Origin of the sequence: Kribbella sp. NPDC059898, assembly GCF_042730855.1 — a bacterium.
Classification (GTDB): Bacteria; Actinomycetota; Actinomycetes; order Propionibacteriales; family Kribbellaceae; genus Kribbella.
This window is the reverse complement of the sequence record NZ_JBHWKR010000003.1, coordinates 536023-559523: the sequence shown is the minus strand read 5'-3', so window position 1 is coordinate 559523 and position 23501 is coordinate 536023. Positions and strand designations below refer to the sequence as shown.

At 69.2% G+C, this 23501-nt stretch carries 29 protein-coding genes and 1 tRNA gene; 16 read left to right on the top strand and 14 right to left on the bottom strand.

Features of this window, described 5'->3' with window-relative positions:
* Window positions 1-1081: 1081 nt before the first annotated feature.
* Window positions 1082-1237 (bottom strand): hypothetical protein, encoded by a 156-nt coding sequence (locus ACFV9C_RS12870; protein ID WP_380193188.1) that lies wholly within the window; start codon window positions 1235-1237, stop codon window positions 1082-1084.
* A gap of 169 nt (window positions 1238-1406) precedes the next feature.
* Between ACFV9C_RS12870 and ACFV9C_RS12865 the strand changes: the two genes are divergently transcribed.
* Genes ACFV9C_RS12865 through ACFV9C_RS12855 form a run of 3 tightly spaced genes read left to right on the top strand, consistent with a single transcriptional unit; the run spans window position 1407 to window position 2864 of the window.
* Window positions 1407-2006 (top strand): O-methyltransferase, encoded by a 600-nt coding sequence (locus ACFV9C_RS12865; protein ID WP_380193186.1) that lies wholly within the window; start codon window positions 1407-1409, stop codon window positions 2004-2006.
* The gene (locus tag ACFV9C_RS12860; RefSeq protein WP_380193184.1) at window positions 2006-2626 is read left to right on the top strand and encodes a hypothetical protein; all 621 of its coding nucleotides are present in this window, start codon (window positions 2006-2008) and stop codon (window positions 2624-2626) included. The genes ACFV9C_RS12865 and ACFV9C_RS12860 overlap by 1 nt, the downstream gene beginning before the upstream one ends.
* 28 nt (window positions 2627-2654) lie before the next feature.
* Window positions 2655-2864 carry a hypothetical protein gene (locus tag ACFV9C_RS12855; protein ID WP_380193183.1) on the top strand — a complete coding sequence of 70 codons (210 nt, stop codon included), beginning with the start codon at window positions 2655-2657 and terminating at the stop codon, window positions 2862-2864.
* A gap of 42 nt (window positions 2865-2906) precedes the next feature.
* Here ACFV9C_RS12855 and ACFV9C_RS12850 read toward each other — a convergent pair whose 3' ends face one another.
* Window positions 2907-3167 (bottom strand): hypothetical protein, encoded by a 261-nt coding sequence (locus ACFV9C_RS12850; protein WP_380193182.1) that lies wholly within the window; start codon window positions 3165-3167, stop codon window positions 2907-2909.
* A 323-nt stretch (window positions 3168-3490) separates the two neighbouring features.
* Window positions 3491-3579 (bottom strand) — tRNA-Leu (locus ACFV9C_RS12845).
* Window positions 3580-3694: 115 nt separating this feature from the next.
* Between ACFV9C_RS12845 and ACFV9C_RS12840 the strand changes: the two genes are divergently transcribed.
* Window positions 3695-4183 carry a VOC family protein gene (locus tag ACFV9C_RS12840; protein WP_380193181.1) on the top strand — a complete coding sequence of 163 codons (489 nt, stop codon included), beginning with the start codon at window positions 3695-3697 and terminating at the stop codon, window positions 4181-4183.
* 2 nt (window positions 4184-4185) lie between these two features.
* Here ACFV9C_RS12840 and ACFV9C_RS12835 read toward each other — a convergent pair whose 3' ends face one another.
* Window positions 4186-4590, bottom strand: a complete 405-nt coding sequence (locus tag ACFV9C_RS12835) for a DUF1003 domain-containing protein (protein ID WP_380193179.1) — start codon at window positions 4588-4590, stop codon at window positions 4186-4188.
* 138 nt (window positions 4591-4728) lie between these two features.
* On the opposite strand from ACFV9C_RS12835, the gene ACFV9C_RS12830 reads away from it, so the two are divergent.
* Entirely contained in the window at window positions 4729-5262 is a 534-nt protein-coding gene (locus ACFV9C_RS12830) for an AAA family ATPase (RefSeq protein ID WP_380193177.1), read from the top strand.
* Window positions 5259-6584, top strand: coding sequence for a M20/M25/M40 family metallo-hydrolase (locus ACFV9C_RS12825; protein WP_380193175.1), 1326 nt, complete (start codon window positions 5259-5261; stop codon window positions 6582-6584). The genes ACFV9C_RS12830 and ACFV9C_RS12825 overlap by 4 nt, the downstream gene beginning before the upstream one ends.
* Here the strand turns inward: ACFV9C_RS12825 and ACFV9C_RS12820 are convergent.
* Window positions 6575-9070, bottom strand: a complete 2496-nt coding sequence (locus ACFV9C_RS12820) for a glycosyl hydrolase (RefSeq protein ID WP_380193173.1) — start codon at window positions 9068-9070, stop codon at window positions 6575-6577. The two genes, ACFV9C_RS12825 and ACFV9C_RS12820, sit on opposite strands and share 10 nt — an antisense overlap.
* Window positions 9071-9175: 105 nt before the next feature.
* Between ACFV9C_RS12820 and ACFV9C_RS12815 the strand changes: the two genes are divergently transcribed.
* Window positions 9176-9613 (top strand): hypothetical protein, encoded by a 438-nt coding sequence (locus ACFV9C_RS12815; RefSeq protein ID WP_380193171.1) that lies wholly within the window; start codon window positions 9176-9178, stop codon window positions 9611-9613.
* Here ACFV9C_RS12815 and ACFV9C_RS12810 read toward each other — a convergent pair whose 3' ends face one another.
* On the bottom strand, window positions 9614-10222 hold the full coding sequence (locus tag ACFV9C_RS12810) for a lysoplasmalogenase family protein (RefSeq protein WP_380193170.1): 609 nt from the start codon (window positions 10220-10222) through the stop codon (window positions 9614-9616).
* 155 nt (window positions 10223-10377) lie between these two features.
* Between ACFV9C_RS12810 and ACFV9C_RS12805 the strand changes: the two genes are divergently transcribed.
* Window positions 10378-10575, top strand: coding sequence for a hypothetical protein (locus tag ACFV9C_RS12805; RefSeq protein WP_380193168.1), 198 nt, complete (start codon window positions 10378-10380; stop codon window positions 10573-10575).
* A 3-nt stretch (window positions 10576-10578) separates the two neighbouring features.
* Entirely contained in the window at window positions 10579-10983 is a 405-nt protein-coding gene (locus ACFV9C_RS12800) for a type II toxin-antitoxin system VapC family toxin (RefSeq protein ID WP_380193166.1), read from the top strand.
* A gap of 19 nt (window positions 10984-11002) precedes the next feature.
* Here ACFV9C_RS12800 and ACFV9C_RS12795 read toward each other — a convergent pair whose 3' ends face one another.
* Window positions 11003-11863, bottom strand: coding sequence for a LysR family transcriptional regulator (locus tag ACFV9C_RS12795; protein ID WP_380193164.1), 861 nt, complete (start codon window positions 11861-11863; stop codon window positions 11003-11005).
* Window positions 11864-11936: 73 nt separating this feature from the next.
* Here ACFV9C_RS12795 and ACFV9C_RS12790 point away from each other — a divergent pair, with 73 nt between their 5' ends.
* Entirely contained in the window at window positions 11937-13121 is a 1185-nt protein-coding gene (locus ACFV9C_RS12790) for an MFS transporter (RefSeq protein ID WP_380193162.1), read from the top strand.
* On the opposite strand, the gene ACFV9C_RS12785 is transcribed toward ACFV9C_RS12790, so the two are convergent.
* From ACFV9C_RS12785 to ACFV9C_RS12765, 5 genes are all read right to left on the bottom strand, one after another.
* A complete protein-coding gene (locus tag ACFV9C_RS12785) occupies window positions 13118-13927 on the bottom strand; it encodes an ABC transporter permease (RefSeq protein ID WP_380193160.1) in 810 nt (269 codons plus the stop codon). The genes ACFV9C_RS12790 and ACFV9C_RS12785 overlap by 4 nt on opposite strands.
* A complete protein-coding gene (locus tag ACFV9C_RS12780) occupies window positions 13887-14696 on the bottom strand; it encodes an ABC transporter ATP-binding protein (RefSeq protein ID WP_380193159.1) in 810 nt (269 codons plus the stop codon). The genes ACFV9C_RS12785 and ACFV9C_RS12780 overlap by 41 nt, the downstream gene beginning before the upstream one ends.
* The gene (locus ACFV9C_RS12775) at window positions 14693-15151 is read right to left on the bottom strand and encodes a MarR family winged helix-turn-helix transcriptional regulator (RefSeq protein WP_380193157.1); all 459 of its coding nucleotides are present in this window, start codon (window positions 15149-15151) and stop codon (window positions 14693-14695) included. Before ACFV9C_RS12775 ends, ACFV9C_RS12780 begins: the two co-directional genes overlap by 4 nt.
* A 71-nt stretch (window positions 15152-15222) precedes the next feature.
* The gene (locus tag ACFV9C_RS12770) at window positions 15223-15408 is read right to left on the bottom strand and encodes a DUF5703 family protein (protein WP_130385444.1); all 186 of its coding nucleotides are present in this window, start codon (window positions 15406-15408) and stop codon (window positions 15223-15225) included.
* A 21-nt stretch (window positions 15409-15429) separates the two neighbouring features.
* Window positions 15430-16371 (bottom strand): aldo/keto reductase, encoded by a 942-nt coding sequence (locus ACFV9C_RS12765; protein WP_380193155.1) that lies wholly within the window; start codon window positions 16369-16371, stop codon window positions 15430-15432.
* Window positions 16372-16422: 51 nt separating this feature from the next.
* On the opposite strand from ACFV9C_RS12765, the gene ACFV9C_RS12760 reads away from it, so the two are divergent.
* Together ACFV9C_RS12760 and ACFV9C_RS12755 are read left to right on the top strand one after the other, a co-directional pair.
* The gene (locus ACFV9C_RS12760) at window positions 16423-17475 is read left to right on the top strand and encodes an LLM class F420-dependent oxidoreductase (protein WP_380193153.1); all 1053 of its coding nucleotides are present in this window, start codon (window positions 16423-16425) and stop codon (window positions 17473-17475) included.
* Window positions 17475-18302, top strand: coding sequence for an undecaprenyl-diphosphate phosphatase (locus tag ACFV9C_RS12755; protein ID WP_380193152.1), 828 nt, complete (start codon window positions 17475-17477; stop codon window positions 18300-18302). Before ACFV9C_RS12760 ends, ACFV9C_RS12755 begins: the two co-directional genes overlap by 1 nt.
* Here ACFV9C_RS12755 and corA read toward each other — a convergent pair.
* Window positions 18299-19270: a magnesium/cobalt transporter CorA gene (gene corA / locus ACFV9C_RS12750; RefSeq protein ID WP_380193150.1), complete on the bottom strand. Its 972-nt coding sequence runs from the start codon at window positions 19268-19270 to the stop codon at window positions 18299-18301. The genes ACFV9C_RS12755 and corA overlap by 4 nt on opposite strands.
* 48 nt (window positions 19271-19318) lie before the next feature.
* Here corA and ACFV9C_RS12745 point away from each other — a divergent pair, with 48 nt between their 5' ends.
* From ACFV9C_RS12745 to ACFV9C_RS12735, 3 genes are read left to right on the top strand one after another with little or no spacing between them, the layout of a single operon-like run.
* Complete coding sequence (locus ACFV9C_RS12745) at window positions 19319-20014, top strand: histidine phosphatase family protein (RefSeq protein ID WP_380193149.1); 696 nt, start codon at window positions 19319-19321, stop codon at window positions 20012-20014.
* A 13-nt stretch (window positions 20015-20027) separates the two neighbouring features.
* Complete coding sequence (locus ACFV9C_RS12740; protein WP_380193147.1) at window positions 20028-20609, top strand: DUF3090 domain-containing protein; 582 nt, start codon at window positions 20028-20030, stop codon at window positions 20607-20609.
* Window positions 20606-21400 carry an SCO1664 family protein gene (locus ACFV9C_RS12735; protein WP_380193145.1) on the top strand — a complete coding sequence of 265 codons (795 nt, stop codon included), beginning with the start codon at window positions 20606-20608 and terminating at the stop codon, window positions 21398-21400. Before ACFV9C_RS12740 ends, ACFV9C_RS12735 begins: the two co-directional genes overlap by 4 nt.
* On the opposite strand, the gene ACFV9C_RS12730 is transcribed toward ACFV9C_RS12735, so the two are convergent.
* Window positions 21397-22089: a DUF6882 domain-containing protein gene (locus tag ACFV9C_RS12730; protein ID WP_380193144.1), complete on the bottom strand. Its 693-nt coding sequence runs from the start codon at window positions 22087-22089 to the stop codon at window positions 21397-21399. The two genes, ACFV9C_RS12735 and ACFV9C_RS12730, sit on opposite strands and share 4 nt — an antisense overlap.
* A 102-nt stretch (window positions 22090-22191) precedes the next feature.
* On the opposite strand from ACFV9C_RS12730, the gene mshC reads away from it, so the two are divergent.
* Window positions 22192-23412: a cysteine--1-D-myo-inosityl 2-amino-2-deoxy-alpha-D-glucopyranoside ligase gene (mshC, locus tag ACFV9C_RS12725; protein WP_380193142.1), complete on the top strand. Its 1221-nt coding sequence runs from the start codon at window positions 22192-22194 to the stop codon at window positions 23410-23412.
* The last annotated feature ends 89 nt before the right edge of the window (window positions 23413-23501 follow it).

Sequence of the window (23501 nt, the reverse complement as noted above, 5' to 3'; positions counted from 1 at the left end):
GCGTAGTCCGAAATAGTAGCCGACCAGGTAGGCAACGAGGTCGGATTCGGCGCCGGCGGCGATGCCGATGCTCTATCCACAGGCTGCCCGTGTTCTTTGCCGGATTGTTGTAGGACTGACGCGGGTGGAGCGTGGATCCGAGGCCGGCTCCAAGACGGAGGGTCAGGGGATTGAGCGGCGACGGGCAGGGTGAGTGGGAGGTCCTCGACGAGCTGTTGGGGACGGAGGCACTCGCTGACAAGCCGTCGGAAGGCGAGGGGTTCGGTCGCCTGACGTTCTACGGACGCTGTTCCACTGAGGACAATCAGGAGCCGAAGACCTCACTGGCGTGGCAAATGGGCGAGGCCTCGCGGCTTGTTGAGCCGCTCGGGGGCCAGATCGTTGCGAAGCTAGGCCAGCGCATCCCGCGCTCTCCGTGGAGGTCTTCACACGCGTCCAGCTTGAGATCCGCTCGCGGCGCGGGGCTGACCTTCGCGAGCCGACCTCTCGCGAGCGGACTCGGGTACGGACGCGACCTTCCTGCCTGTTCCGCGATCGTTTCCGTTGCACGATCTGTGGCCGGAAGATGGAAGGCGCGATGCGGAAGAAGACGGCCTTCAGCCGCTGCGCCGTCCAAACGCTGGCGCCCGGATCAACCGCTGCCGACGGTCATCCGCCAACGGTGTACTAAGGGAAGATCAGCTCAGCAGCAAAGTTGACGATTGGATTGCGAAGCTCTTCAGGCCCGAGCACATCGACTCGACAGTCGACGCTCTCGCCAGCGCCGCGAACGAAGGCGGCCCCGAGCAGCGCGCCGAGGCGGAGTACCGACGACGGATCGCTTCAGCGGACGAAACGATGGTCAGACTTCGTCGTGCCCTTGAGGCGGGATGGGATCCGGCCGAGCTGACGAGCCAGACGATAATCGACCCACTCGGAGACATCGGTCGAGTACTCGACCGGGTGAATGGACGACCTCGCCGCCTTGTACGACGGGCTGCGTCTGACGATCAACTATGACCACAGAACCCGGGCGGCCGAAGTGTCGATCACACCAGGCCAGCGTGTGGATAGTGTGCGTGTCCGAGGCCGGACACGCACCTTAACCGCACGAGCGCGTGTAGATGCTCACCTCCGTGGTGAGCTCAGTGCCGAGCGTCTGGAGCTGATCCGAGAGGTACTTCTGATTCAGTTTGTCGTACTCGGTCTCGAAGGCTTCGGATCGCCGGCCGAGATGCCGGTCCCGGCGCCTTGTCATGCTAAGTGCGGTAACTGCCTCGGCGACCGGTCGGACCACGAGATTGCAGCTAGTTGCAAAGGCCCGTGCGACGGTCGACCGTGACCGGCGATCACCCTAGAATCGGCGTTCTGCCAGCGACCAGGCGGACCTTCCGCGCTGGTACCGCGGGGGACGACGGAGGATCGGATTGTCCATCTCGGGAACCCAGAGCTATGCCGGTACCGGGCCGCTTCCACCCCTGGTCGCCGCCGCTGTCGCACTCGCCGACGAACTGGCCTTCCCCTCGTCGTGCCGGATCGAGCAGGGCCGGTTGCTGATGGCACTGGCGGCTGGAGCCACCAGCGACATCGGTGAGACCGGCACCGGATGCGGCGTCGGGCTCGCCTGGCTGGTGACCGGTCGGCGCCCCGGCGTGCGGGTCGTCAGCGTCGAACGCGATGCGGAGCGCGCCGAGCGTGCTGCCGAGTTGTTCGCCGGCGTCCCCGATCTCGAGATCGTCACCGGCGACTGGACCCTGATCAACGAACGAGGACCGTTCGACCTGCTGGTGGTCGACGGCGGTGGCAACGGCAAGAAGGGTGGCGCCGCCGAGCCTGAGCTTGTCCTGCGACCTGGCGGCACGCTGGTCATCGACGACTTCACTCCGCTGGCGCAATGGCCGCCGCTGCACGACGGGCGGCCGGACACCTCTCGGCTGCATTGGCTGGAACACCCTGCTCTGCTTGCCGCCGAGGTTCGGCTGGCCGCTGACCTGTCGACCATCGTGGCCACTCGCAGGCCCGCGTGATGCCTGACCTCGACGTGCGTGACGCCGTGGTCGCGCAACTCCTGCGCTGGTTCGACGACGACGCCGCCGAGCTGGTGCCGGCCCTGCAGGACTTCGAACGGTTGCCAGAGGCAATGGATGCTGCGGTGGCCGAGAAGGCGGCCCGGTCGATCCTGGCGGCCATCGGGTTCGGGGTCGGTGAGCAACAAGTGCTCAGTCCGCAGGGTGCGTCATCGGGGATGTTCTCCCGCCGGCTCGCCCATGTCCGGCTGGACCTGAGTACGCTGAACGCAGCGCACCCCGCGGCCGCCGTGATCGTTCACGAAGCAGCGCACTGCCTCGACCAGGGGCCGTACGATTTCGACCACCCGTGGTCGACGACGCCCGAGCAGCGGCTGCAGGCACTGACCGCCCAACTCGTCGCCTGCTTCAGCAGCCACACCTTCACCTCGTCGGTCCTCGGCCTCGACCCCGGTCGAGGGCAGCTCGCGCTGGCTCGCCAGGTCGTCGGTCAACTGGCTGCGTCCGGCGCGGCGGAACAAGCCGTCGCACAGGATGCCGGTCAACGCGTAGGCCAGGTCACCCAGCTGTTGCGGGAGGCCCTGCTCGCGCCGCCGTGGACGCACCGGCCGGAGCGGTAGGTGGCCGTCGACCCGGGGCCGTGGCGTGATGTGGCTCGCGATCGGACCGGCCGTGATCAGGGACGACCCACCGTCGGCACCGGCCACGCTGGCCCGGCCCTTCCGGCTGGACTCCGGCGAGGTGGGGCCGCGTCATCTCTACCTCAACGTTCGGACCCAGAATGACCCGCAACTCGGCGTCGCCGCCGATCGGAGCATCGTCGATCACCGCTTGGTCGCGGCCGTGCACGAGTCCTGACATCGGCAGGTGGAGGAAGCGTGCTTCGACCCCGGCGAGCGGTCACGGTGAGACAGTGCCGCAGTGCATCAGCGGTCGATGCGCACGACGAGTTTGCCGACTGCTTCCATGACGCGGCGATCTCGTCGAGGGGAAGACGCGGTCGATCCGGATCGGGAGGCTGCCGTCGGCGACCAGGTCGACGTAGCGTTGGAAGGAGTAGGCGGGGAGGTCGCTGGATTCGCCGCCGTGGGCCGTCAGGCGGACGCCGTTCGGAAGGTAGCCGATCGGGTAGAACTCCGGGATCGTCCAGGCGTCGCTCAACCTGCCTGTGAAACAGACGGTTCCTTGGACAGCGGTGCCTTTCAGGGTGTCCGGGCGGACCAGTTGGTCGTCGGGGATGGCTCGTCGGGTGTTGATGAGTTCAGCGAGGTGCAGGATTTCGGTGGGGGTTGGTTCGTCGAGGCGGCGTGAGTTCCAGTGGTCGACGGTTGAGAGGCCGTAGACGGCTGCGGAGGTGCGTCGGATCGCTAGCGCTGGCAGGGGAAGCGCGGTTCAACCGGCGGTTGCCGATTGTTTTGTTGCGGATGCCGGAACGTGAAAAAGCTCCGTGCTGCGCGAGAGCGCTTCACGGAGCTGACCTTCGTTGGTGTCCGAGGGGGGACTTGAACCCCCACGCCCTAAAACGGGCACTAGCACCTCAAGCTAGCGCGTCTGCCTATTCCGCCACCCGGACGAGTGGTCTGACCGCCTGTGCGGTGCCGACCGGAGAACAGTAGCAAACTCCAGGGGTGGAATTCACATCGGGCGGAGCGGGGTGTCTGATGGGGGTGAGGGAAGGGTGGGTGGAGATGGCGGAGATCGATCTCGGTGCGGTGGAGGCGGAGCGGGAACGGCTCCGGGCGGCGTACCTGAAAGCAGGCTCGCCGTCGTCGGCGCGTGGGCTTCATCACACAGCGTTACTGTGTGCGGATGTCGAGCGGACGGTGCGGTTCTACCAGGAGGTGCTCGGGTTTCCGTTGACCGAGATGGTGGGGAACCGGGACTACGAGGGGTCGACGCACTTCTTCTTCGACATCGGGAACGGGAACCTGCTGGCGTTCTTCGACTTCCCGGGGCTCGATCTCGGGCCGTACGCCGAGGTGCTCGGCGGGCTGCACCACCTGGCGATCTCGGTGGAGCCGGCGCGGTGGGACGAGCTGAAGGCGAGCCTGGCCGGGCACGGGGTCGAGTTCCAGGAGGAGAGCGGTACGTCGATCTACTTCCGCGACCCGGACGGCGCCCGGATCGAGCTGATCGCCGATCCGCTGGGGGAGATGTACGGGCTCAAGGTGCTCTGACGCTACGCCGTGCCTTCTTGGACCACGCGGCGGTGCAGTTCGGTGGTGAGCGCGTGGATCTCGCGGGTCAGCTGGGTGTTGGTCTTCAGTTCCAGTTCGGACTCGTTGAAGTCGTGGTCGGCCTTCGCCTGCTGGAACGCGGACTGACGGTTCTGGCCGATCATCACGAACGTCGACAGGAAGATCGCCTCGAGCGACACGACCAGGGTGAGGGTCGGCCACGGGTTCTTCTCGATGAACAGCATCCAGACCGCGAACAGTACGACGTGCACGTAGACGAACCGCATCGAGCCGGCGAAGGCCGTGATCCAGTCGGCGATCCGCAGCTGCAGGTTCGCCGCACGCTGCGCCTCGATCGCGAGGACGGCTGGGTGATGCTGGCGCGTGTTCGTGGGTTTCGATGGCACTGGATCTCCCGACCGGTCAGGCGGGCCCCGGCCCCGACGACCAGAGATCCCCGCTGGACCCGACAGTAGCGCCGTACGTCGGTCAACTTGCTGAGAAATCGCGTTGCCCCGCCCAACGATCGACAACAGGATCGGGGCATGGACTGCATCCTCGTGACCGGTATGCCAGGCGCCGGCAAGTCGACCGTGACGCGGTTGGTGGCCGAGCGGCTGCCGCGGTCGGCGCGGCTGGGTGGCGACGAGGTGAACGCGATGATCGTGAACGGGTTCGTCTGGGCGCTCGGTGAGCCCGCGGACGAGGCGGCGCGGCAGGTCGAGCTGCTGCACCGGAACCTGTGTGCGCTCGCGAACAACTTCGCCGACGCCGGGTTCACCCCGCTGATCGACGCGATGATCCCGTCGCGGGCCAAGCTCGAGTTCTTCCAGGAACTTGCTCCGGCCGAGGATGCTGTTCGTCGTACTGGCGCCGGGATCGAGGTCTGCCGGTACCGGAACACGATCCGCGACCCCGCGGAGCGGTTCGACTTCGACGGGTACGAGCGGCTCGAGGCGGACATGCGACGGGAGTTCGGCGACACCGGGTGGTGGCTCGACACGGCCGACCTGACCGCCGGGGAAACCGCGGACCAGATCGTCGAGTGGGCGGCGCGCACACCTAGGATGGGCGCATGACGACCTCGACCGACAGTACGTCGTACGCCGCCGACGCCGAGGTGGTGGAGCTCTGCAGTGAGCTGATCCGCATCGACACCACGAACTACGGCAACGGCAAGAGCAACGGCGAGCGGGTGGCGGCGGAGTACGTCGCGGCGAAGCTGGACGAGGTCGGGATCGAGTCGACGATCTACGAGTCGGAGCCGGGACGCGCGACGCTGGTCGCCCACTGGGACGGTGAGGACCAGAGTGCGGACCCCCTTCTCGTGCACGGGCACCTGGACGTCGTCCCCGCGGACCCGAAGGACTGGAAGGTCGACCCGTTCGCGGGGGAGATCTTCGACGGGTGCGTGTGGGGCCGTGGAGCGGTCGACATGAAGGACTTCGACGCGATGGTGCTGTCCGTCGTCCGGGCGCGGCAGCGGGCCGGGGTGAAGCCGCGGCGGCCGGTGCGGCTGGTGTTCACCGCCGACGAGGAGGCCGGCGGGGTGTACGGCGCGCAGTGGCTGATCGACAACCACCCCGACACGATCGCCGACTGCACCGAGGGGATCGGCGAGGTCGGCGGGTTCTCGGTGACGGTGAAGGACGACCTGCGGCTGTACCTGATCGAGACCGCCGAGAAGGGCATGAACTGGATGCGCCTGAAGGCCCGCGGTACGGCGGGTCACGGGTCGATGGTGAACACCGACAACGCCGTCACCAACCTGGTCGAGGCGGTCACCCGGATCGGGTCGCACGAGTGGCCGCTGCGGGTCACGCCGACGGTCCGCGAGTTCCTCACGACGCTCGAGGACCTGCTCGGCACCGAGCTCGACCCGGACGACATGAGCACCACGCTGGCCAAGCTCGGCAGCTTCAGCCGGATGTTCGGCGCCACGATCCGGAACACCGCGAACCCGACGATGCTGAACGCCGGCTACAAGGTGAACGTGATCCCCGGCGACGCCGAGGCGCACATCGACGGGCGCTTCCTGCCCGGGTACGAGGACGAGTTCTACGCGACCATCGACGAGCTGCTCGGCGACAAGGTGCAGCGCGAGACAGTGGTCACCGACATCGCGCTCGAGACGGAGTTCAGCGGCGGTCTCGTGGACGCGATGAAGGCGTGCGTCCAGGCCGAGGACGCGCAGGCGCGGTTCGCGCCGCTGCTGATGTCGGGCGGTACGGACGCCAAATCGTGGAGCCGGCTGGGCGTCCGGTGCTTCGGGTTCGTGCCGTTGCAGCTGCCGCCTGATCTGGACTTCATGGGGATGTTCCACGGCATCGACGAGCGGGTGCCGACGTCGGCGCTGGAGTTCGGCTCGCGGGTGCTGGACCGGTTCCTGACTCAGGCCTGACGGAGTATCCGCGGTACGGCGAGCAGCCCGGAGTTCAGGTAGTCGGCCGCCTGCTCGATGTGCTGCAGGTCGAAGCGGCGGCCGTACGTGGCGGTGGATTCGGCTGCCGCGTTGAGCAGATGCTGGTCGGCGGAGAGCGCGTTGGCGGCGGTGTTGTGGACGACGATGCGCAGCTCATTGGTGCCTGGGCGGGCGGCCGCGGTGAGGTCGAGCTGGTACGGCGGCGCCCAGAGCGAGCCGCAGTGGGTGTCGTTGAGGTAGACGTCGGCGGCGACGCCTACTGGTGGGGTGATGAGGGCGCGGTACGAGTTGCCCGGTAGGTAGGGCTCGCTGCCCGGTGCGACAGGTTCTCCTGGGCCGAGGTCGAGGATCAGGATGGCGGTGGCTTCGAGGTTGAACTCGGTGCGGTAGGTGGCTGAGCCTGAGTACGTCGTACGCGCGGGGTCGTCCTCCCAGCGGTGTGGGAGCTCGACCGGACGAATGTCATTGTCAAAGGCAACAGTCCAAGGGCCCAGGACCGTCCCGACGAGATGGTTCGACGACGGGACGGCTGGTTCGTGGGGTTGGGGGGACGGGACGGCTGGTTCGTGGGGTTGGGGGGACGGGACGGCTGGTTCGTGGGGTTGGGGGGACGGGACGGCTGGTTCGTGGGGTTGGGGAGTGGGGGGTGGGGCGAGGATCGCTGACTCGTAGGGGTGGAGGATTGTGGTTCGGGTGGTGGTGATTTCGCCGGTGCGGGGGTCCCAGCGTTCCATCGGCGTAGGGAAGGTGAGGGTGCGGGGCTCGGGGGAGGTGTTTGCTACGAAGTAGAGGTCGCCGTCGTCCAGTCGGTGGTGGACGACGCCGACGTCGGGGACCGGCGCGAACGGCGGCGCGGGTAGGTGGTTGGTGGGGTCGGCTACCACCGTTCCGACGGACTCCAGCCACTGAGCGGTGGCCGGGGGCGTGCTAGCGCCTTCGGGGACCACTACGAGCGCGACGTCGGCGGGGTCGAGGATCTTGATCGCGTCGTCGTCGATCAGGTCGAAGTCGAGGCCCGCGTCGCGGATCGTGCTCGGGATCGCCGCGGGAATCAGCCGGCGGGCGACCCGGTACAGGTTGAGAGGTTCGGGGCCGCCGGCAACGTACGCGTCCGAGGTCGGGATGTACACCTTGACCGGGCGGACCGGCGTACCTTGCTGCAGCGTCCACGACAGACGATGCAGGGACCGGAACAGAGCTGTTGCCGTCGGCCACCAAGGGTTGCGGTCGTCCAGGGCTCCGGAGGCGTAGAAGACCCAGCCGAGGCCGGGGCCGTTGGTGGGGGAGTACGGCCAGCCGTGCCCGATCAGGTGGTTGACGCCGGACAGGAAGTGCTCGTGCGCCTCACCTTGCAGATCCAGCGGCGTCGCCCGGAACGACGGCGAGTGCACCCACGTCCACACCTCGGCCGACACCACCGACCGGCCGTAGATGCTCGCCGCGGACGACGCCCAGCGCGTTTCGGGGATGCCCTTCCAGGCCCAGCCCTCGCCTTCGAAGATGTCCGCGTGCCGGTAGCTGCTCATCGTCGCCGGCGGTTCGCCGTAGCTCTGGATCCGGAACGGTACGCCATACCTGGCCGCCCACGACCGGAACACCTTCAGGAAGTTGTCCTCGTACAGCTCCGACAACGTCCGCCCGAAGTCGATCCGCAGCTCCCGCGCGCCGTCGGTCTCGACCAGCAACTCGTACAACCGGGGTCTCAGGTCGTAGCCGCGGCGGTCGAGGAACTCCGCGAAGATCGACGGCGTCCAGTTCCCGCCGTACACCTCGAGGCTGTCGCAGAACACGGACCCGACGGGCATGGCCGCCTTGAGCAGCGGCTCGGCGACGCATCGGATGTGCTCCAGCGCCGCCGCCTCCGAGTAGTGGTCGAGCGTGTGCCCCTCTGCTCCGACGGCGGTGCGCTTCACCTGCTGCCCGGTCACCCGCGACGTAGCGATCAACACCTCCCGAGGCTGTCCACCGGCCGGTACGTGGACCGCCCCGTCAGTGACCGGCACCTCGACGTACGACGAAGGCACGTTCCCGTCGCCGACGTACGCAGCCACGAACTCGTCCCCGGGCCAGGCCGCGACAATCGGTACGTCGTACGCCGCCGCCCCGATCTCCCGCCGGTCCCAGTGCAGCCGGCGCGCGGCCAGCTCCGGCCCGATGTGCGGACCGCCGTACGACCACCCGCTCCCGAGCGTCACGTCGAACCGGAGCCCGAGCGACCGAGCCGTCCGCGCCGCGTGCCCGACCAGGTCGAAGAACTCCGGCGATCCGAACGGTGCCGTCACCGGCCCCATCGGATACACGAACGCGACCTCTGCCCCGCCGAGTCCGGCCGCGGCCATCGCGTTCAGTTCGCGGTCGATCTCGTCTCGCTCGACGGACGGTCCGAACCACCACCAGCGCATCATCGGCCGCCCCTCGGGCGGTGGGTTCCGGAACTGTCGCCGGACGTCGTCGACGGTCGCCATACCGTCCACCCCACAGCGGCGGGCGGCGAGCGTCAACGAGGATGACCACTACCGGTCACCCTCGAGCCCGCTCCAGTCGCCCCCGCCGACAGCGATACTGCGCGTATGACAATGCAGGGTGATCGCAGGACCCGACCAGGCCGCACCCTCGTCGGCACCGCGTGGCGCACCGTCGTCGTTCTGGCGGCCGCGGCGGGCGCGATCGCCGCCGCCGGGTGGCTGGGATCGCACCTCATCGGCTACGACGATCGCCTGGCGATGGTTCCGGCCGTCCCGGCAGCGTTCCTGATCGGCATCCTGACCATCGGGTATCTGCGGGCCCGGATCGGCTTCATCGCCGTTCCGCTCCTGGGTACGTTGGTCGCCGCGCTAGGCGGAGCGGTTCTGCTGCACAGCCAGATCCGCCGATCGGGTTCGTTCCACGCGACGTACGACGATGTGCTGTTCGCAATCGGCGTCGCTGCGGCGTTGGTGTCCATCGTGGTAGCCGCCGTCGACGGACACCGCCGACCACGTGATCCAGTAGCCGACACCTCGAGCTGATCACGCCGCGGTCGCACCGGAGACCAGCAGGTACTGTCCGACGGCGTACGTCGACATGACCAGCGCGTCCCGCCCGCGGAAGTCCCGCCCGGCCATCCGGAGCGCGATCAGCGCGTCCGAGACCAGGAACAACGCGCCGCCGAGACCGCTGCGGGGGTTGTGCCAGCGCGACGCGATCGCGGTTGCCGTCAGCAACAACGCGTACACCGCGACCGGGACTCGCTGGCTGCCGAGGGAAGGCGAGAGTACGGCGATCAGCGCCGCCCAGAGCGCCGAGTACGCCGCGAGCACACGCCACGACCGCTGCGCCGGATCCGCCAGGAATACGGCGAGATAGCACGCGTGCGCCGCGGCGAACGCCGCCATCCCGGCGAGCTGGAGATCGGTCTCGAGCAGCAGATCACCGGCCGCCGACGCCAGCAACGCCGCCTGCAGCAGCGGCGGCGCGTCCTGCGTCCGCGACCACTGCCACAGCAACGGCATCAACGTCACCTTGCTCGCCTGCTTCAGGATCTTCACGTCGAACGCCACCGCGGCCACCTGCACCACGGTCGCACCCCAGAACCCCGCCAAAACCCGCCGCCCGCGCGCCAACCGCCCCAGGTTCATGCCATCGAGTCTGCAGCACCGGGAGCCGCGACACACCGCAGTTCACGACAAGTTCAACGTCGCGCGGAGCTGGCTGGTGGCACAACAAGATGGGTCTGACCGGCACCCAGGGCTCTATGATGGTCGTGGTAGGAGGTCGGCAGGTAGGAGGGCTCATGGATGCAGGCAACGTCGATCAGTCAGGGACGCCGTTCGTGCGGCCGTCGCAGTCGGTGACGGAGTTGCTGGCGTCGAAGCGGACCCAACCGATCAAATCACTGGATGAACTTGTCGCGGACACGTTCGACTCAGACGAAGAGCTTGACGACTTCTTGGCGTACACCTACGCCGAACGCCACCGCGAGATCGCCTGAGCCATGCAGCCTGTCGTCCTGGACACCGACGTCGCTTCTCTGATCCACAAACGCAAGCTCAGCGGACCGCTGACAACGCGCCTCATCGGGCGGCAGCCTGTGATCACGTTCGTGACCCTCGGAGAACTCGCGAAATGGGCGGAGATCCGGCACTGGGGTACCCGCAGTCGGCAGGCACTGGCCGACTGGGTGTCGGGAGTCCCCGTGCTGCCTGGTGATGAAGGGGTGGCTGCGACCTGGGGACGGCTCTCGGCTGCGGCCGTCAGCCGTGGCCGGCCTCGACCGACGAACGACATGTGGATCGCTTCGTGCTGCCTGACGTACGACCTTCCGCTGGCAACCCTGAATCTCAAGGACTTCGAGGACTTTCGCTCCTTCCACGGCCTGCGGATCCTCGGAACGGACTGATCCGTCGGTTGTCCCGACCTCACGACAAGTTCAACGTCGCGCGGAGCTGGGGGAGGTGGGCGATCAGCGGCTTGGGTGGTGTGGGTGTCGTGACGACGGAGAGGGTGAGGCGGTAGCGGAACGGGGCCGGCATCAGGTGTTCGCCGGGGCGGAGTTCGGTGGCCAGGGCGGTCCGGGGGACGAGGGCGAGGTGGGCGCGGCGGCGGGCCATCGCGACGGTCGTGCTGAGCGTGACGCCGCGCCGGGGGAGGGCGCCGAGCGCGGCGAGGCGGTCGTGGACGTCCTCGCTGCCGCGGTCGTACGTCGAGAACACCATCGGGCGGTCCTTCAGCGGCTGCCGGCCGCGGCCGGGTGGGCGGGCGCCGGGCGGGACGAACAGCACGAGCTCGTCGTGGCCGACCCGGCGGGCGACGGTGCCGTGCGGGAGCGGCATCTGCTCGGCGATCGCGATGAAGGCGGCGTCCATCGTGCCCTCGGCGACGCGTTCGACCAGGAAGTGGCCGTGGTCGACCTGCTGCTGGATCTCGACGTCCGGGAGGTCGGCGTCCAGGATCGGGAACAGGATCGGCGCGATGCTGCTGAACGTACCGATCACCAGCCGCTGACCCGCGGCGGCCGCGCGGGTGGCGGCGTACACCTCCTCGAGGTGGCCGAGGATGTGGTCGGCGCGGCGGCTGAGCTCGGCCCCGGCCGGTGTCGGGCGGGCGCCGCGGGTGTCGCGTTCGAAGAGCTTGGTGCCGCAGAGCCGTTCGAGGCGGGACAGTCGCTGGGACGCCGACGGCTGCGAGATGCGCAGCTCACGGGCAGCGGTGCCGACCGCGCCGGTCCGGGCGACGGCCTGGACCAGCCGCAGGTCCTCGACCGAGGGTAATGAGGCCATAGGTTCAGCCTATGGCAAGCACGCAAGCCCAGCCGGCTACCACCGAGGCGCCGGAACGCCAAGAATTCAAGGCATGCGGGCAAGGACCGAGGCGCTGGCACTGCTGGCGGGGAGCGGTACGGCGGACTTCGCGTTCCGGCTCGCGCAGGTCGCGTTGCCGTTGGTGATCCTTCGAGAGACGGGGTCGGTCGCGGCGACGGGACTGGTCGGCGGCGCAGCCGGCGTACCGGTGCTGCTGTCGCCGTGGTGGGCCCGCAAGGCGCGGCAATGGATCGACTCCGGCCCGCGGCTGGCGATGGTCGCGCTGGTCTCCGCGATCGCGCTGGCCTCCGTCCCGACCGCTGCCGCTCTCGGCGTGCTGTCGCCGGCGCTCCTCGTAGTGAGCGGCCTGTTGCTCGGCTGCGGCGATGCCTTGGCGCAGCCGGGCCGGGCGGCGTTGCTTGCGGACACCGGCGACCGGTGGGGCGACGGCCGGGCGGTGATGCTGCTGACCTGGCAGGACGGCCTGCGCCGCGTCGGGATGCTGGTCGGCCCGTCCGTCGGAGCACTTGCGGTCGGGTTCGGCGTCACGAACGAGCTGCTCTGGACCGAGGCGGCCGCCGTACTCGCCGCCGGCCTGCTGGCGTGCACGGTCCAACCCGAGCGGACCGTCGGCGTCGCAGCCGAACCACCGTCCATCCGGGGCAGTCTGCAAGGGCGGCGCGAGGTGCTGTACGGCTGGATCGTCCGCGGGACCGGCTGTGTCACGTGGTTCGCGTTCACCCTCGGGCTGTCGGTCCTCGGCGAAGAGCGCGGCCGCCCCGGCGTCTACCTCGCCGCCGGGATGACCGGGTACGGCGTGGGCTCGCTCGTCGGTACGGCGATCTCGCTGGCCGTGGTACGGCGTACCAACCCGGTGCTGACCGCGGTCGTCGCGTGGGGCTGGTCCGGGCTGTGCTGGGTGGGGATGGGACTGTGGACCACACCGCCCGTGGTCGCGTTGATGGGTGCGTTGTCCGGTGTGGCGGTGGTGATCGGGATCGCGGCGATCTCGGTCCTCATCACCAGGTCCTCGGCCGGCGCCGAGCGCAGAACACTCCTCGCCGGGCAGAGCGTCGTCGTCAACGCGGGCAGCGCGGCCGGGTTGCTGGCGGGCGGCCCGATCATCGCCGCCGTCGGCGCGGCCGCGTCCTTGGTCGGCGCCGGGCTGGTCACGTCCGGGGTCGCCGTACTGATCCTGATCAGATGCCAGACCACGAAGGTACGAGAACTCGTCTAACGCGCGAGCCTTCCCAGCAACGCCGAGGCGGCGCAGATGCCTGCCAAGGCCGCGACGATCAGGACGGTGAAGTCGAGCCAGTACGTCGTCGGCTGACCGATCAGCAACCCGCGCAGCGCACCGACCTCGTAGGTCAACGGATTGACGTGGGAGACCACGCGCAGCCAACCCGGCATCAACGACACGGGGTACAGCGCGTTCGAGGCGAAGAACAGCGGCATCGTGATCGCCTGGCCGATGCCCATCAGGCGGTCCCGGCGCAGCACCAGGCCGGCGATCGTCATCGACAGGCACGAGAAGAACGCGGCGCCGAGCACCACCACGACCAGGACCGCCAGCAGCTTCAGCGGATTCCAGGTCAGGCTGACGCCGAGCAGCGCGGCGACGATGAGTACGACGATGGCTTGCGAGATCGTCCGTACGCCGGCCGCGAACGCCTTGCCCGCGACCAGCGCGGACCGCGGCGAAGGCGTCACCAGGAGCTTCGTGAGGATGCCCGCGTCGCGTTCCCAGATGATCTGGATGCCGTAGAAGATCGACACGAACAGCGCCGACTGGGCGATGATCCCCGGTGCCAGGTAGTCGAGGTACGGGACGTTGCCGGTCGGGATCGCGCGGATCCGGCTGAACGTCTGGCCGAAGATCACCAGCCAGAGCACCGGCTGGATCGCCCGGGTGACCAGCTCGGTCCGGTCGTGCCGCAGCTTCTGCAGCTCGACCAGGCAGAACGTACCGATCCGCGACAGCAAGCGGAGCGGGGGCGACTCAACCCATACGCTGGGCCGTACGACGGGTGCCACGGACATCGCGCAGACCTCCCTTCTCCTTGCCTTCGAGGCTCTCGCCCGTGTGGTGCCGGAACACGTCCTCGAGGCTCGCGTCCGGTCCCAGCTCGGCCTTCAACTGGGCCGGCGTACCGACCGCGCGCAGCTGTCCCAGGTGCATCAGGGCGACCCGGTCGCAGAGGATGTCCGCCTCCTCCATGTAGTGCGTGGTCAGCAGCACGGTCATCCCGTACCGCTCCTGCATCTCCTGCACCCGCGCCCACACCGAGTCCCGCGCGACCGGGTCCAGCCCGACCGTCGGCTCGTCCAGCACGAGCAACGCGGGCCGGTTCACCAGCGCCTGCGCCAGCTCCAGCCGCCGCACCATGCCACCGGAGTACGTCGACGCGAGCCGGTCGGCCGCGTCCGTCAGGTCGACGATCTCCAGTACCTCGGCCACCCGCGCGGCCCGTTCCCGCCGCGGTACGTCGAAGAGCCGCGCGAACCACGACACGTTCTCGCGTCCGGAGAGCGCACCCTCGATCGACAGCTGCTGCGGCACGTACCCGAGCATCCGGCGTACCGCCATCGCGTCGGTGTGCACGTCGCGCCCGAAGATCCGTACGCTGCCGGTCTGCGGCGGGTAGAGCGTGTTCAGCACGCGCAACGTCGTCGTCTTGCCCGCCCCGTTCGGCCCGAGGAGCCCGAAACACTCACCGGGGGCGACGCTCAGATCGAGACTGTCGACCGCGAGATGATCCCCGAACCGATGACTCAACCCGGTGACGTCGACCGCAGGTTCCGCACTCATATGCGCTCCTTCTGCTCTTCGGGGTGCAGGCGTTCAGCCAGTACGGCGAGCACCGGCAGCGCGGCCCGCAACGCGTCGCGGTCGGTGCGGGTGAGATCGTCGAGGGCCTGCGTGACCAGTGCGGTACGGCGGTCGCGCCAGGCCTCGACCTGTTCGCGGGCCGGGTCGGTGAGGGTCAGCCGGGCGACCCGGCGGTCGGTCTGGTCGGGGGTCCGCTGCAGCAGGCCGCGGTCGGTCAGCTGACCGACCAGGGTGGAGACGGTGTTGGCGACCAGCCCGAGCTCGGCCGCGGCCTCGGCAACCGAGATGCCGGGATTGCGCCGTACGGTCCGGATCAGCTCGCCCTGCGAGTCGGTCAGCGCCCCCTCGGGGAACGGCCGGCCGACGGATCGTCGCAGGTGCCGGCGGACCAGCCCGATCGCGGCCAGCAGGTCTTCGGTCAGCGCCTCGCTCATGTCCGAAGAATACCTCTGCCGCAGAGATATTGTGCCGACTCAACGGCCCGGAACTTTCCGGGCCGGTTGTTTCAGAGGGTCCGCATCACCCGGATGATCCGGCGCCGCAGCCAGACGCGGCGGGAGCCGTCGGGATAGCGACGCAGCCGGGCCAGCTCCCACCCGCCGTACTCCGCGTGCTCGGTGAGCAGTTTGCGCACCGCACCGCGGGACTCCGTCCTGGACACCTCGAACTGCTGCAGTTCGTACTCGGCCATCCACACCTCCACCTGCAGACTTCAGGAAACATCCTCCAGTGCCGCGACGATGGCGGGCGGCAATGTGAGCTCCTCCACACCCAGCACGGACTTCAGTTGCAGCGCCGTCCTGGCCCCGACGATCGCCGCCGACACGCCGAGCCGGTCCCGCACCCAGGTGAGTGCCACCTCGAGCGGGGTCCAGCCGAGCCCGTCGGCGGCGCGCGCGACCGCTTCCACGATGCCCGATGACCGGGCGTCGAGGTAGGGGTCGACGAATCTGGACAGATGCTGAGACGCCGCGCGGGAGTCCGCCGGGATGCCGGTCCGGTACTTCCCGGTCAGCACCCCGCGGCCCAGCGGCGACCAGGCGAGGATCCCGATCCCGAGCCCGGCGGCCGCCCGGATCGCGTCCACCTCGGCGTCCCGGGCGAGCAGTGAGTACTCCACCTGGTTGGCGACCGGGACCGCGCGGCCCGGCCACGCCTGCTGCCAGGTGACCGCCCGGGCGGACTTCCAGCCGGCGTAGTTCGAGACGCCGACGTACCGCACCTTGCCGGAGCTGACCGCGTGGTCGAGGGCCGACAGCGTCTCCTCCAGCGGCACGTCGTCGGACCAGGTGTGCAGCTGCCACAGGTCGAGGTAGTCGGTGTTCAGCCGCCGCAGCGAGCCGTCCAGGTCGCGGAGCAGCGCGCCGCGCGAGGTGTCGGTGATCCGCTCGCCGCGCCGCACGCTGAACCCGGCCTTGGTCGCGATCACCACGTCGTCGCGCTCCACCACGTCGCCGAGCAGCGACCCGATCAGCTGCTCGCTGTCGCCGTCGCCGTACGCCGCCGCGGTGTCGATCAGCGTGCCGCCCGCGGACACGAACGCGGCCAGTTGCTCGCGCGCCTCGTGCTCGTCGGTGTCGCGGCCCCACGACATGGTGCCCAGGCCGAGCCTGCTCACCGCGAGTCCACTGTGACCGAGATAGCGCTGCTGCATGGGCCGAGCCTATTGCGGCCCACCGACAACCTCTCGCTAGGCTCGCCAGTCATGCGACTCGGACTCAACATCGGCTTCGTCTTCGGCGGCGACGACCATCTGGACCATCTGAGGCTGGTGAAGGAGGCCGAGGCACTCGGTTTCTCGGTCACCTGGGCGGCGGAGGCGTACGGTTCGGACGCCGCCACGCTGCTCAGCTGGATCGCGGCCCAGACCACGACCATCGACGTCGGCGCGGCCGTCTTCCAGATCCCGGCCCGGACGCCGGCCATGACCGCGATGACCGCCGCCACCCTGGACAGGCTCTCGAACGGCCGGTTCCGGCTCGGTCTCGGCGTGTCCGGTCCGCAGGTGTCGGAGGGCTGGCACGGCGTCCGGTTCTCTCAGCCACTCCTCAGGACCCGTGAGTACGTTGACATCGTGAACGCCGCCCTGCGCCGGGAAACCGTCGCGTACCAGGGCAAGTACTTCACGCTGCCGCTGCCCGACGGACCGGGCAAGGCGCTGAAACTGACCGTGCGGCCGATCCGCGACCACGTGCCGGTGTACTTGGCGGCGGTCGGCCCGAAGAACCTCGAGCTGGCCGGCGAGATCGCCGACGGATGGCTCGGGATCCTCAACGACCCAGGCTTCCTTGGAGAGCAGTTGACGCACATCACGACGGGCCGCGCTGTCCGTCAGCAGGACCTCGACGGCTTCGACGTCGTCGTCACGACGCCATTGATGACGGGGGACGACGTTCACGCCGCGGCGGACCCGGTCCGTGGGTACGCCGCGCTGTACATCGGCGGCATGGGCAGCCGGGAGAAGAACTTCTACAACGACCTCGCGGTCCGGATGGGTTACGCCGACGAGGCGAAGGAGATCCAGGACCTGTACCTCGACAAGAAGCACCGCGAGGCGATGGCCGCCGTACCGTTCGGGCTCCTCGACGGGATCTCGCTGCTCGGCGGCAAGGAGCGGATGGCCGAGAAGCTCACCGCGTACGCCGAGGCCGGGGCGACCACCGTCGCGCTGACGCCGTTCGCGTCGACCGTCGAGCAGCGGATCGCCGACCTGCGGGTCGCCGCCGAGGCGCTCGAGCTCTCCGGGGTCGGCCACTGATGACGATCTGGGACTCCATCATCCTCGGCATCGTCGAGGGCCTGACCGAATTCCTGCCGGTCTCCAGCACCGGGCACCTGACCATCGTGTCGAAGATGCTCGGGCTGAAGATCAACGACCCGTCGATCACCGGCTTCACCGCGGTGATCCAGGTCGGCGCGATCCTGGCCGTCGTCCTGTACTTCTGGAAGGACATCGTCCGGATCGTCCGCGCCTGGGTGGGCGGCCTGGCGAACTCCGAGCGGCGCGAGGAGTTCGACTACCGGATGGGCTGGTACGTGATCGTCGGCTCGCTGCCGATCGGCATCGTCGGCTTCCTCGCCAAGGACCTGATCTCCGGCCCGCTGCGCAGCCTGTGGTGGGTGGCGGGAGCGCTGATCGTCTGGTCGTTCGTGATGGTTGCCGCCGAGCGGTTCGGCAGCAAGTCGCGGCCGCTGACCCGGATCACCTTCCTGGACGCGCTCGTGATGGGCCTGGTCCAGTGCCTGGCCCTGATTCCCGGTGTGTCTCGCTCCGGCGCATCGATCTCGGCCGGTCTGTTCCGCGGCCTCGATCGGGTCGCGGCGACCCGGGTCTCGTTCCTGCTCGGTATCCCGGCGCTGGCCGGCGCCGGTGTCTACGAGCTCAAGGACGCCCTGCACGGCACCGTCGGGGCAGTGCCGCTGCTGGTCGGTACGGTCGTGAGCTTCTTGGTCGCGTACGCGTCGATCGCGTGGCTGCTGCGGTTCGTCGTCAAGCACTCGATCTCGCTGTTCGCGTTCTACCGGGTGCTGCTCGGGGTCGTGCTGCTGATGCTGCTGTCGACGAGCACGATCAGCGCGACCTAGAGCCAGCCAACCTTCCGGAAGAACCGGTACATCGTCACGCAGACGAGCGCCATCACGAGCAGGATGGCGTAGTACCCGAAGTGCCAGCGGAGCTCGGGCATGTTGTCGAAGTTCATCCCGTAGATGCCGGCCAGCATGGTCGGTACGGCGGCGATCGCGACCCAGGCGGAGATCTTCCGCATGTCGTCGTTCTGCTGGACCGAGACCCGCGCGAGGTGTGCGTTCAGCGCGGACGTGAGCAGTGTGTCGATCGCCTCGGCCTGGTCGGAGACCCGGCTGAGGTGGTCGGCCACGTCGCGGAAGAACGGGCTCGCCTTCGGGCCGAGCCCGGCGACACCGTGCGCGAACTGCTCCATCGGCTCCCGGAGCGGGTCGATCGCCCGGCGCATCTCCAGCACCTCGCGCTTCAGCCGGTAGATCCGCTCCGCGTCACTGGTCCGCTCCGGCGAGAACACCGACGACTCGATCTCGTCGACGTCGAGCTCGACCTGTTCCGCGACGGACTCGTAGTCGTCCACGATCGCGTCGCAGATCGCCCACAGCACCGCGGCCGGGCCGTGCCCGAGCATCGAGGCGCGAGCCTCCAGTTGGTGCCGGGTGGTGGCGAGCTCGCCGCCCTCGCCGTGCCGCACGGTCACGACGTACCGCGGGCCGATGAACGCGGTCACCTGCCCGGTCTCGACCGCGTCGCCCTCGTCGACGTACCAGAGGGTCCGCAGTACGACGAGGATCGTGTCGCCGAACCGCTCCACCTTCGGGCGCTGGTGGATCTGCAGCGCGTCCTCGACCGCCAGGTCGTGCAGGTCGAACAGCCGCTGGACGCGCTGCATCTCGGCGTCCGACGGGTCGTGCAGGCCGATCCAGCCGAAGCTCTCGACGTCGTCGTCGAGGGCCTGGGCAACGGTCTCGGGGTCCTTGGGCAGCTGCTGACGCTCACCGGCGGCGTACACCCCGCAGTCCACGATCACCCGACCATCATGCCTCACCGCTTGAGGGGACCCGCTAACGTGCAGTGCATGCCCACGGTGATTCTGGTCCGCCACGGCCGTAGTTCCGCGAACACTTCCGGGACACTGGCCGGTCGCACGCCCGGCGTGAAGCTCGACGACACCGGTGTCCAGCAGGCTGCCGCGGTGGCTGAGCGGCTGGCCGAGCTGCCGCTCGCCGCGATCGTCACGTCGCCGCTCGAGCGCTGCCGGCAGACCGCGGCCGCGATCGCGAAGCACCACGACGGGTTGCGTCCGGCAACGGATCGGCGGCTCACCGAGTGCGGGTACGGCGACTGGACCGGGAAGAAGATCTCGGCCCTGGCCAAGGACCCGTTGTGGGCCGTGGTCCAGCAGCACCCGTCGGCCGTCACGTTCCCCGGCGGGGAGTCGATGCGGGGGATGCAGCAACGAGCCGTCGACGCGGTCCGCGCGCACGACGCCGAGCTGGCGAAAACCCAGGGCGACAACGCGATCTGGGTCGCGGTCTCGCACGGCGACGTGATCAAGGCGATCGTCGCGGACGCGCTCGGTCAGCACCTGGACACGTTCCAGCGGATCGTCGTGGACACCGCGTCGACGACGATCATCACCTACACCGCGACCCGCCCGTTCCTGGTCCGGCTGAACGACTCCGGCAGCGAACTCGCCTCGCTGGTCCCTAAGCCGTCAGCGAAAGCGCGGCCGAAGCGGCAGTCCTCGGACGCGGTTGTCGGCGGACGGTAATAGGGTCGGACCCATGGCGCGAGTTGTGCACTCCTACGACGACCCGGAGCGGTTCGTCGCCGGCACCGTGGGGGAACCCGGTGCGAGGACCTTCTTCCTGCAGGCCAGGGCCGGGCACCGGCTGACGTCGGTCGCCTGTGAGAAGGAACAGGTGATGGCGCTCGCGGAGCGGCTCGATGTGATGCTGGACGAGGTCGCGCGGCGCTTCGACCGGGACCCGGTGACGCCGACCGGCGCGGACGACAACGCGCCGCTGGAGCAGCCGATCGAGGAGGAGTTCCGGGCCGGCACCATGACGCTGGCCTGGGAGGCCGACGCCGAGCGGGTGGTGATCGAGGTGTTCGCGGTGGTCGCCGTCGACCCGGCCGAGCTCGAGGACGAGGAGCCCGACCCGGTCACCGCGGCGATGGAGTCCGACGACGCCGAGGTGTTCGTGGTCCGGATCACCGAGGAGCAGGCCCGGGCGTTCGCCCGCCGTGCGGTCGCGCTGGTCGCGTCCGGGCGCCCGAGCTGCCCGTTCTGCGGCCGGCCGATCGATGCGGACGGCCACATCTGCCCACGCGCCAACGGCTACCGCAGGCATTTGCCGGAATGACGATCGACCCGGAGCTGCTCGCTCTCGGCGAGCTCTCGTTGCACGGGAGGCTGGTCGCCGCCTCGAACGGTACGTACCAGGGCTCGGTGAGCCTGGCGGGCACGTCGGCGACGGTCGTCTACAAGCCGGTCGAGGGCGAGCGCCCGCTGTGGGACTTCCCGGACGGCACGCTCGCGCAGCGTGAGTTCGCGGCGTACGTCGTCTCCGAGGCGCTCGGGTGGCACGTCGTGCCGCCGACGCTGCTGCGGGACGGGCCGCTCGGTGTCGGCATGGTGCAGCTGTGGATCGACGAGGCGGAGCTGGGGCCGGGGGAGACCGAGCTGGTCGACATCGTCCCGCAGGGCCGCGTGCCGGCCGGGTGGGTGGGCGTACTGGACGCGCTCGACGGGCGGCACAACCCGGTGACGCTCGTGCACGCGGACAACGACGCGTTGCGGCGGATGGCCGTGTTCGATGCCGTGGTCAACAATGCGGACCGCAAGGGCGGTCACGTGCTGAACCCGGGCGACGGGCGCGTGTACGGCGTGGATCACGGCGTCACGTTCAACGCCGACGACAAGCTCCGTACGGTGCTGTGGGGCTGGGCGGGCGACCCGATCCCGGAGGACCTGCTGGACGACGTACGGCGGCTGGCGGGCGAGCTGGCCGGTGCGCTCGGGCAGCAACTGTCCGAGCTGATCACCGCAGTCGAGCTCACCGCGACCCGCGAGCGCTGCGCGGCACTGCTGAAGACCGCGTCCTTCCCGTACCCCAGCGACGAGTGGCCCGCGATTCCCTGGCCCGCGTTCTAGGGCTGTACGGAGACGTTCCCGATCCGGCCGTGGTCGTCGAAGTCGACGGTGATCGTGCTGCCGGTGGGCGACGTACCCCGGAGGACGTTCGGGCCTTCGTCGGACGTCAGGCCGTAATGCTGGAAGTAGCCGCGGACGACCTGGCGGTGGTCGCCGGGGAACACGCTGACGGCGGTCATCAACAGTCGCGGTGTGGCGATCGCGTCGAAGCCGGCCACCGGCAGCTGCTCGTCCGCGACGTGCAGGTACACGTGCCCGCGGCCCTCGTTGATCGCGGTGGACCAGACGCCGCGGCCGCCGAGGACCGTACCGGCCGTGATCGCGAGCATGATCGCGGCCTGCGCCGGCTGGTCGAACCCGCCGAGCTCCAGGTTCTCCGCGGTGAACTCGGCGATCGCGTGCCGTTCGCCGAACTCCCGGATCACGCTCGTCGGCGCGACCGCGGGCGCGTCCGGGCCGAAGCCCGGGTTCGCCCAGCCCCACAGCCAGGTCCGGTCGAGCTCGGAGAAGCTGCCGAGCAGCGTGATCCCACTCAGCACACCGCGGTCGCTGCTCAGGGTCCGCTCGTTCAGGTCGGCCTGCAGCGAGTCCGGCCCGACGACGTCGTTGAACAGGTCCTGCTGCTGGATCGCGGCGGCGGCGGTCCAGCCGCCGTACGCCCGGAACTCGGCACTGAAGTCGGCAGTCATCGCCGGTGAGGGTATCCGCCGCCGGGGTGCACACCGCGACCCGGACCACGGAATGGAACCGTGTCGCGTCATTGAAAATCGGACTGGCATAAGCTCCGACACATGCAGGCGTGGACGAAACCAGACATCCCGGTCGTACCCGGGCCGGCCCGGCGGCTACGCCTCTACGACACCGCCTCGGGCGGGCTGGTCGAGGTACAGGCGGGCGATGGGAAGACCGCCCGGATGTACGTGTGCGGCATCACGCCGTACGACGCGACGCACATGGGGCACGCGGCGACGTACGTCACGTTCGACCTGATCAACCGGTTGTGGCGGGACTCCGGGTACGACGTGGTGTACACGCAGAACATCACCGACGTCGACGACCCGCTGCTGGAGCGGGCGACCGCGACCGGCGTCGAGTGGACCGACCTCGCGGCGCAGGAGATCCAGCTGTTCCGCGACGACATGACCGCGCTGCGGGTGATCCCGCCGCAGCACTACATCGGCGTGGTCGAGTCGATCGGCCTGGTCGCGGACGCGGTCGACGACCTGCGGCGGGCGGGTGCGGTGTACTCCGTCGACGGCGACCTGTACTTCGCGGTGAAGACGGATCCTGCCTTCGGTGGGGTGTCGGGGTACGACCGGACGACGATGACCGAGCTGTTCGCCGAGCGTGGTGGTGACCCGGAGCGCGAGGGGAAGCAGGATCCGCTGGACAGCCTGCTGTGGCGGCACGAGCGGCCGGGGGAGCCGGCGTGGGACTCGGCGCTCGGGCGTGGCCGGCCGGGGTGGCATGTGGAGTGTTCGGCGATCGCGCTGAAGTACCTCGGGATGACGTTCGACGTGCAGGGTGGCGGGTCCGACCTGATCTTCCCGCACCACGAGATGTCCGCGAGCGGTGCGCAGGTCGCGACGGGGGAGCACCCGTTCGCGCGGGCGTACGTGCACCAGGCGATGGTCGGGCTCGACGGCGAGAAGATGTCCAAGTCCAAGGGCAACCTGGTTCTCGTCTCGAAGGAGCGGCAGTCCGGCGCGGACCCGATGGCGATCCGGCTCGCGTTGCTCACACACCACTACCGCACTGACTGGTTCTGGATGCCGTCCGACCTGCCAGAGGCGGAAGCCCGTCTCGCCCGGTGGCGCGCGGCCGTCAGCCGTCCCTCAGGTCCCGACGGTGCGGCTGTCGTGGACGCCGTACGCGCGGCCCTCACCAACGACCTCGATGCCGCCTCCGCGCTGGCAGCCGTCGACGTCTGGTCAGAGACCGAAGGCAACGACGCCGAAGCTCCCACCCTGATCACCCAGGCCTGTGATGCATTGCTAGGCATCAAGCTCTAACCCATCGCCCACCCTCGCACGCGCTCGCACGCGCTCACACGCCAGAGCCCGCGCTCGCGCCGGTGGCGACAGCACGACACCCCTCGACC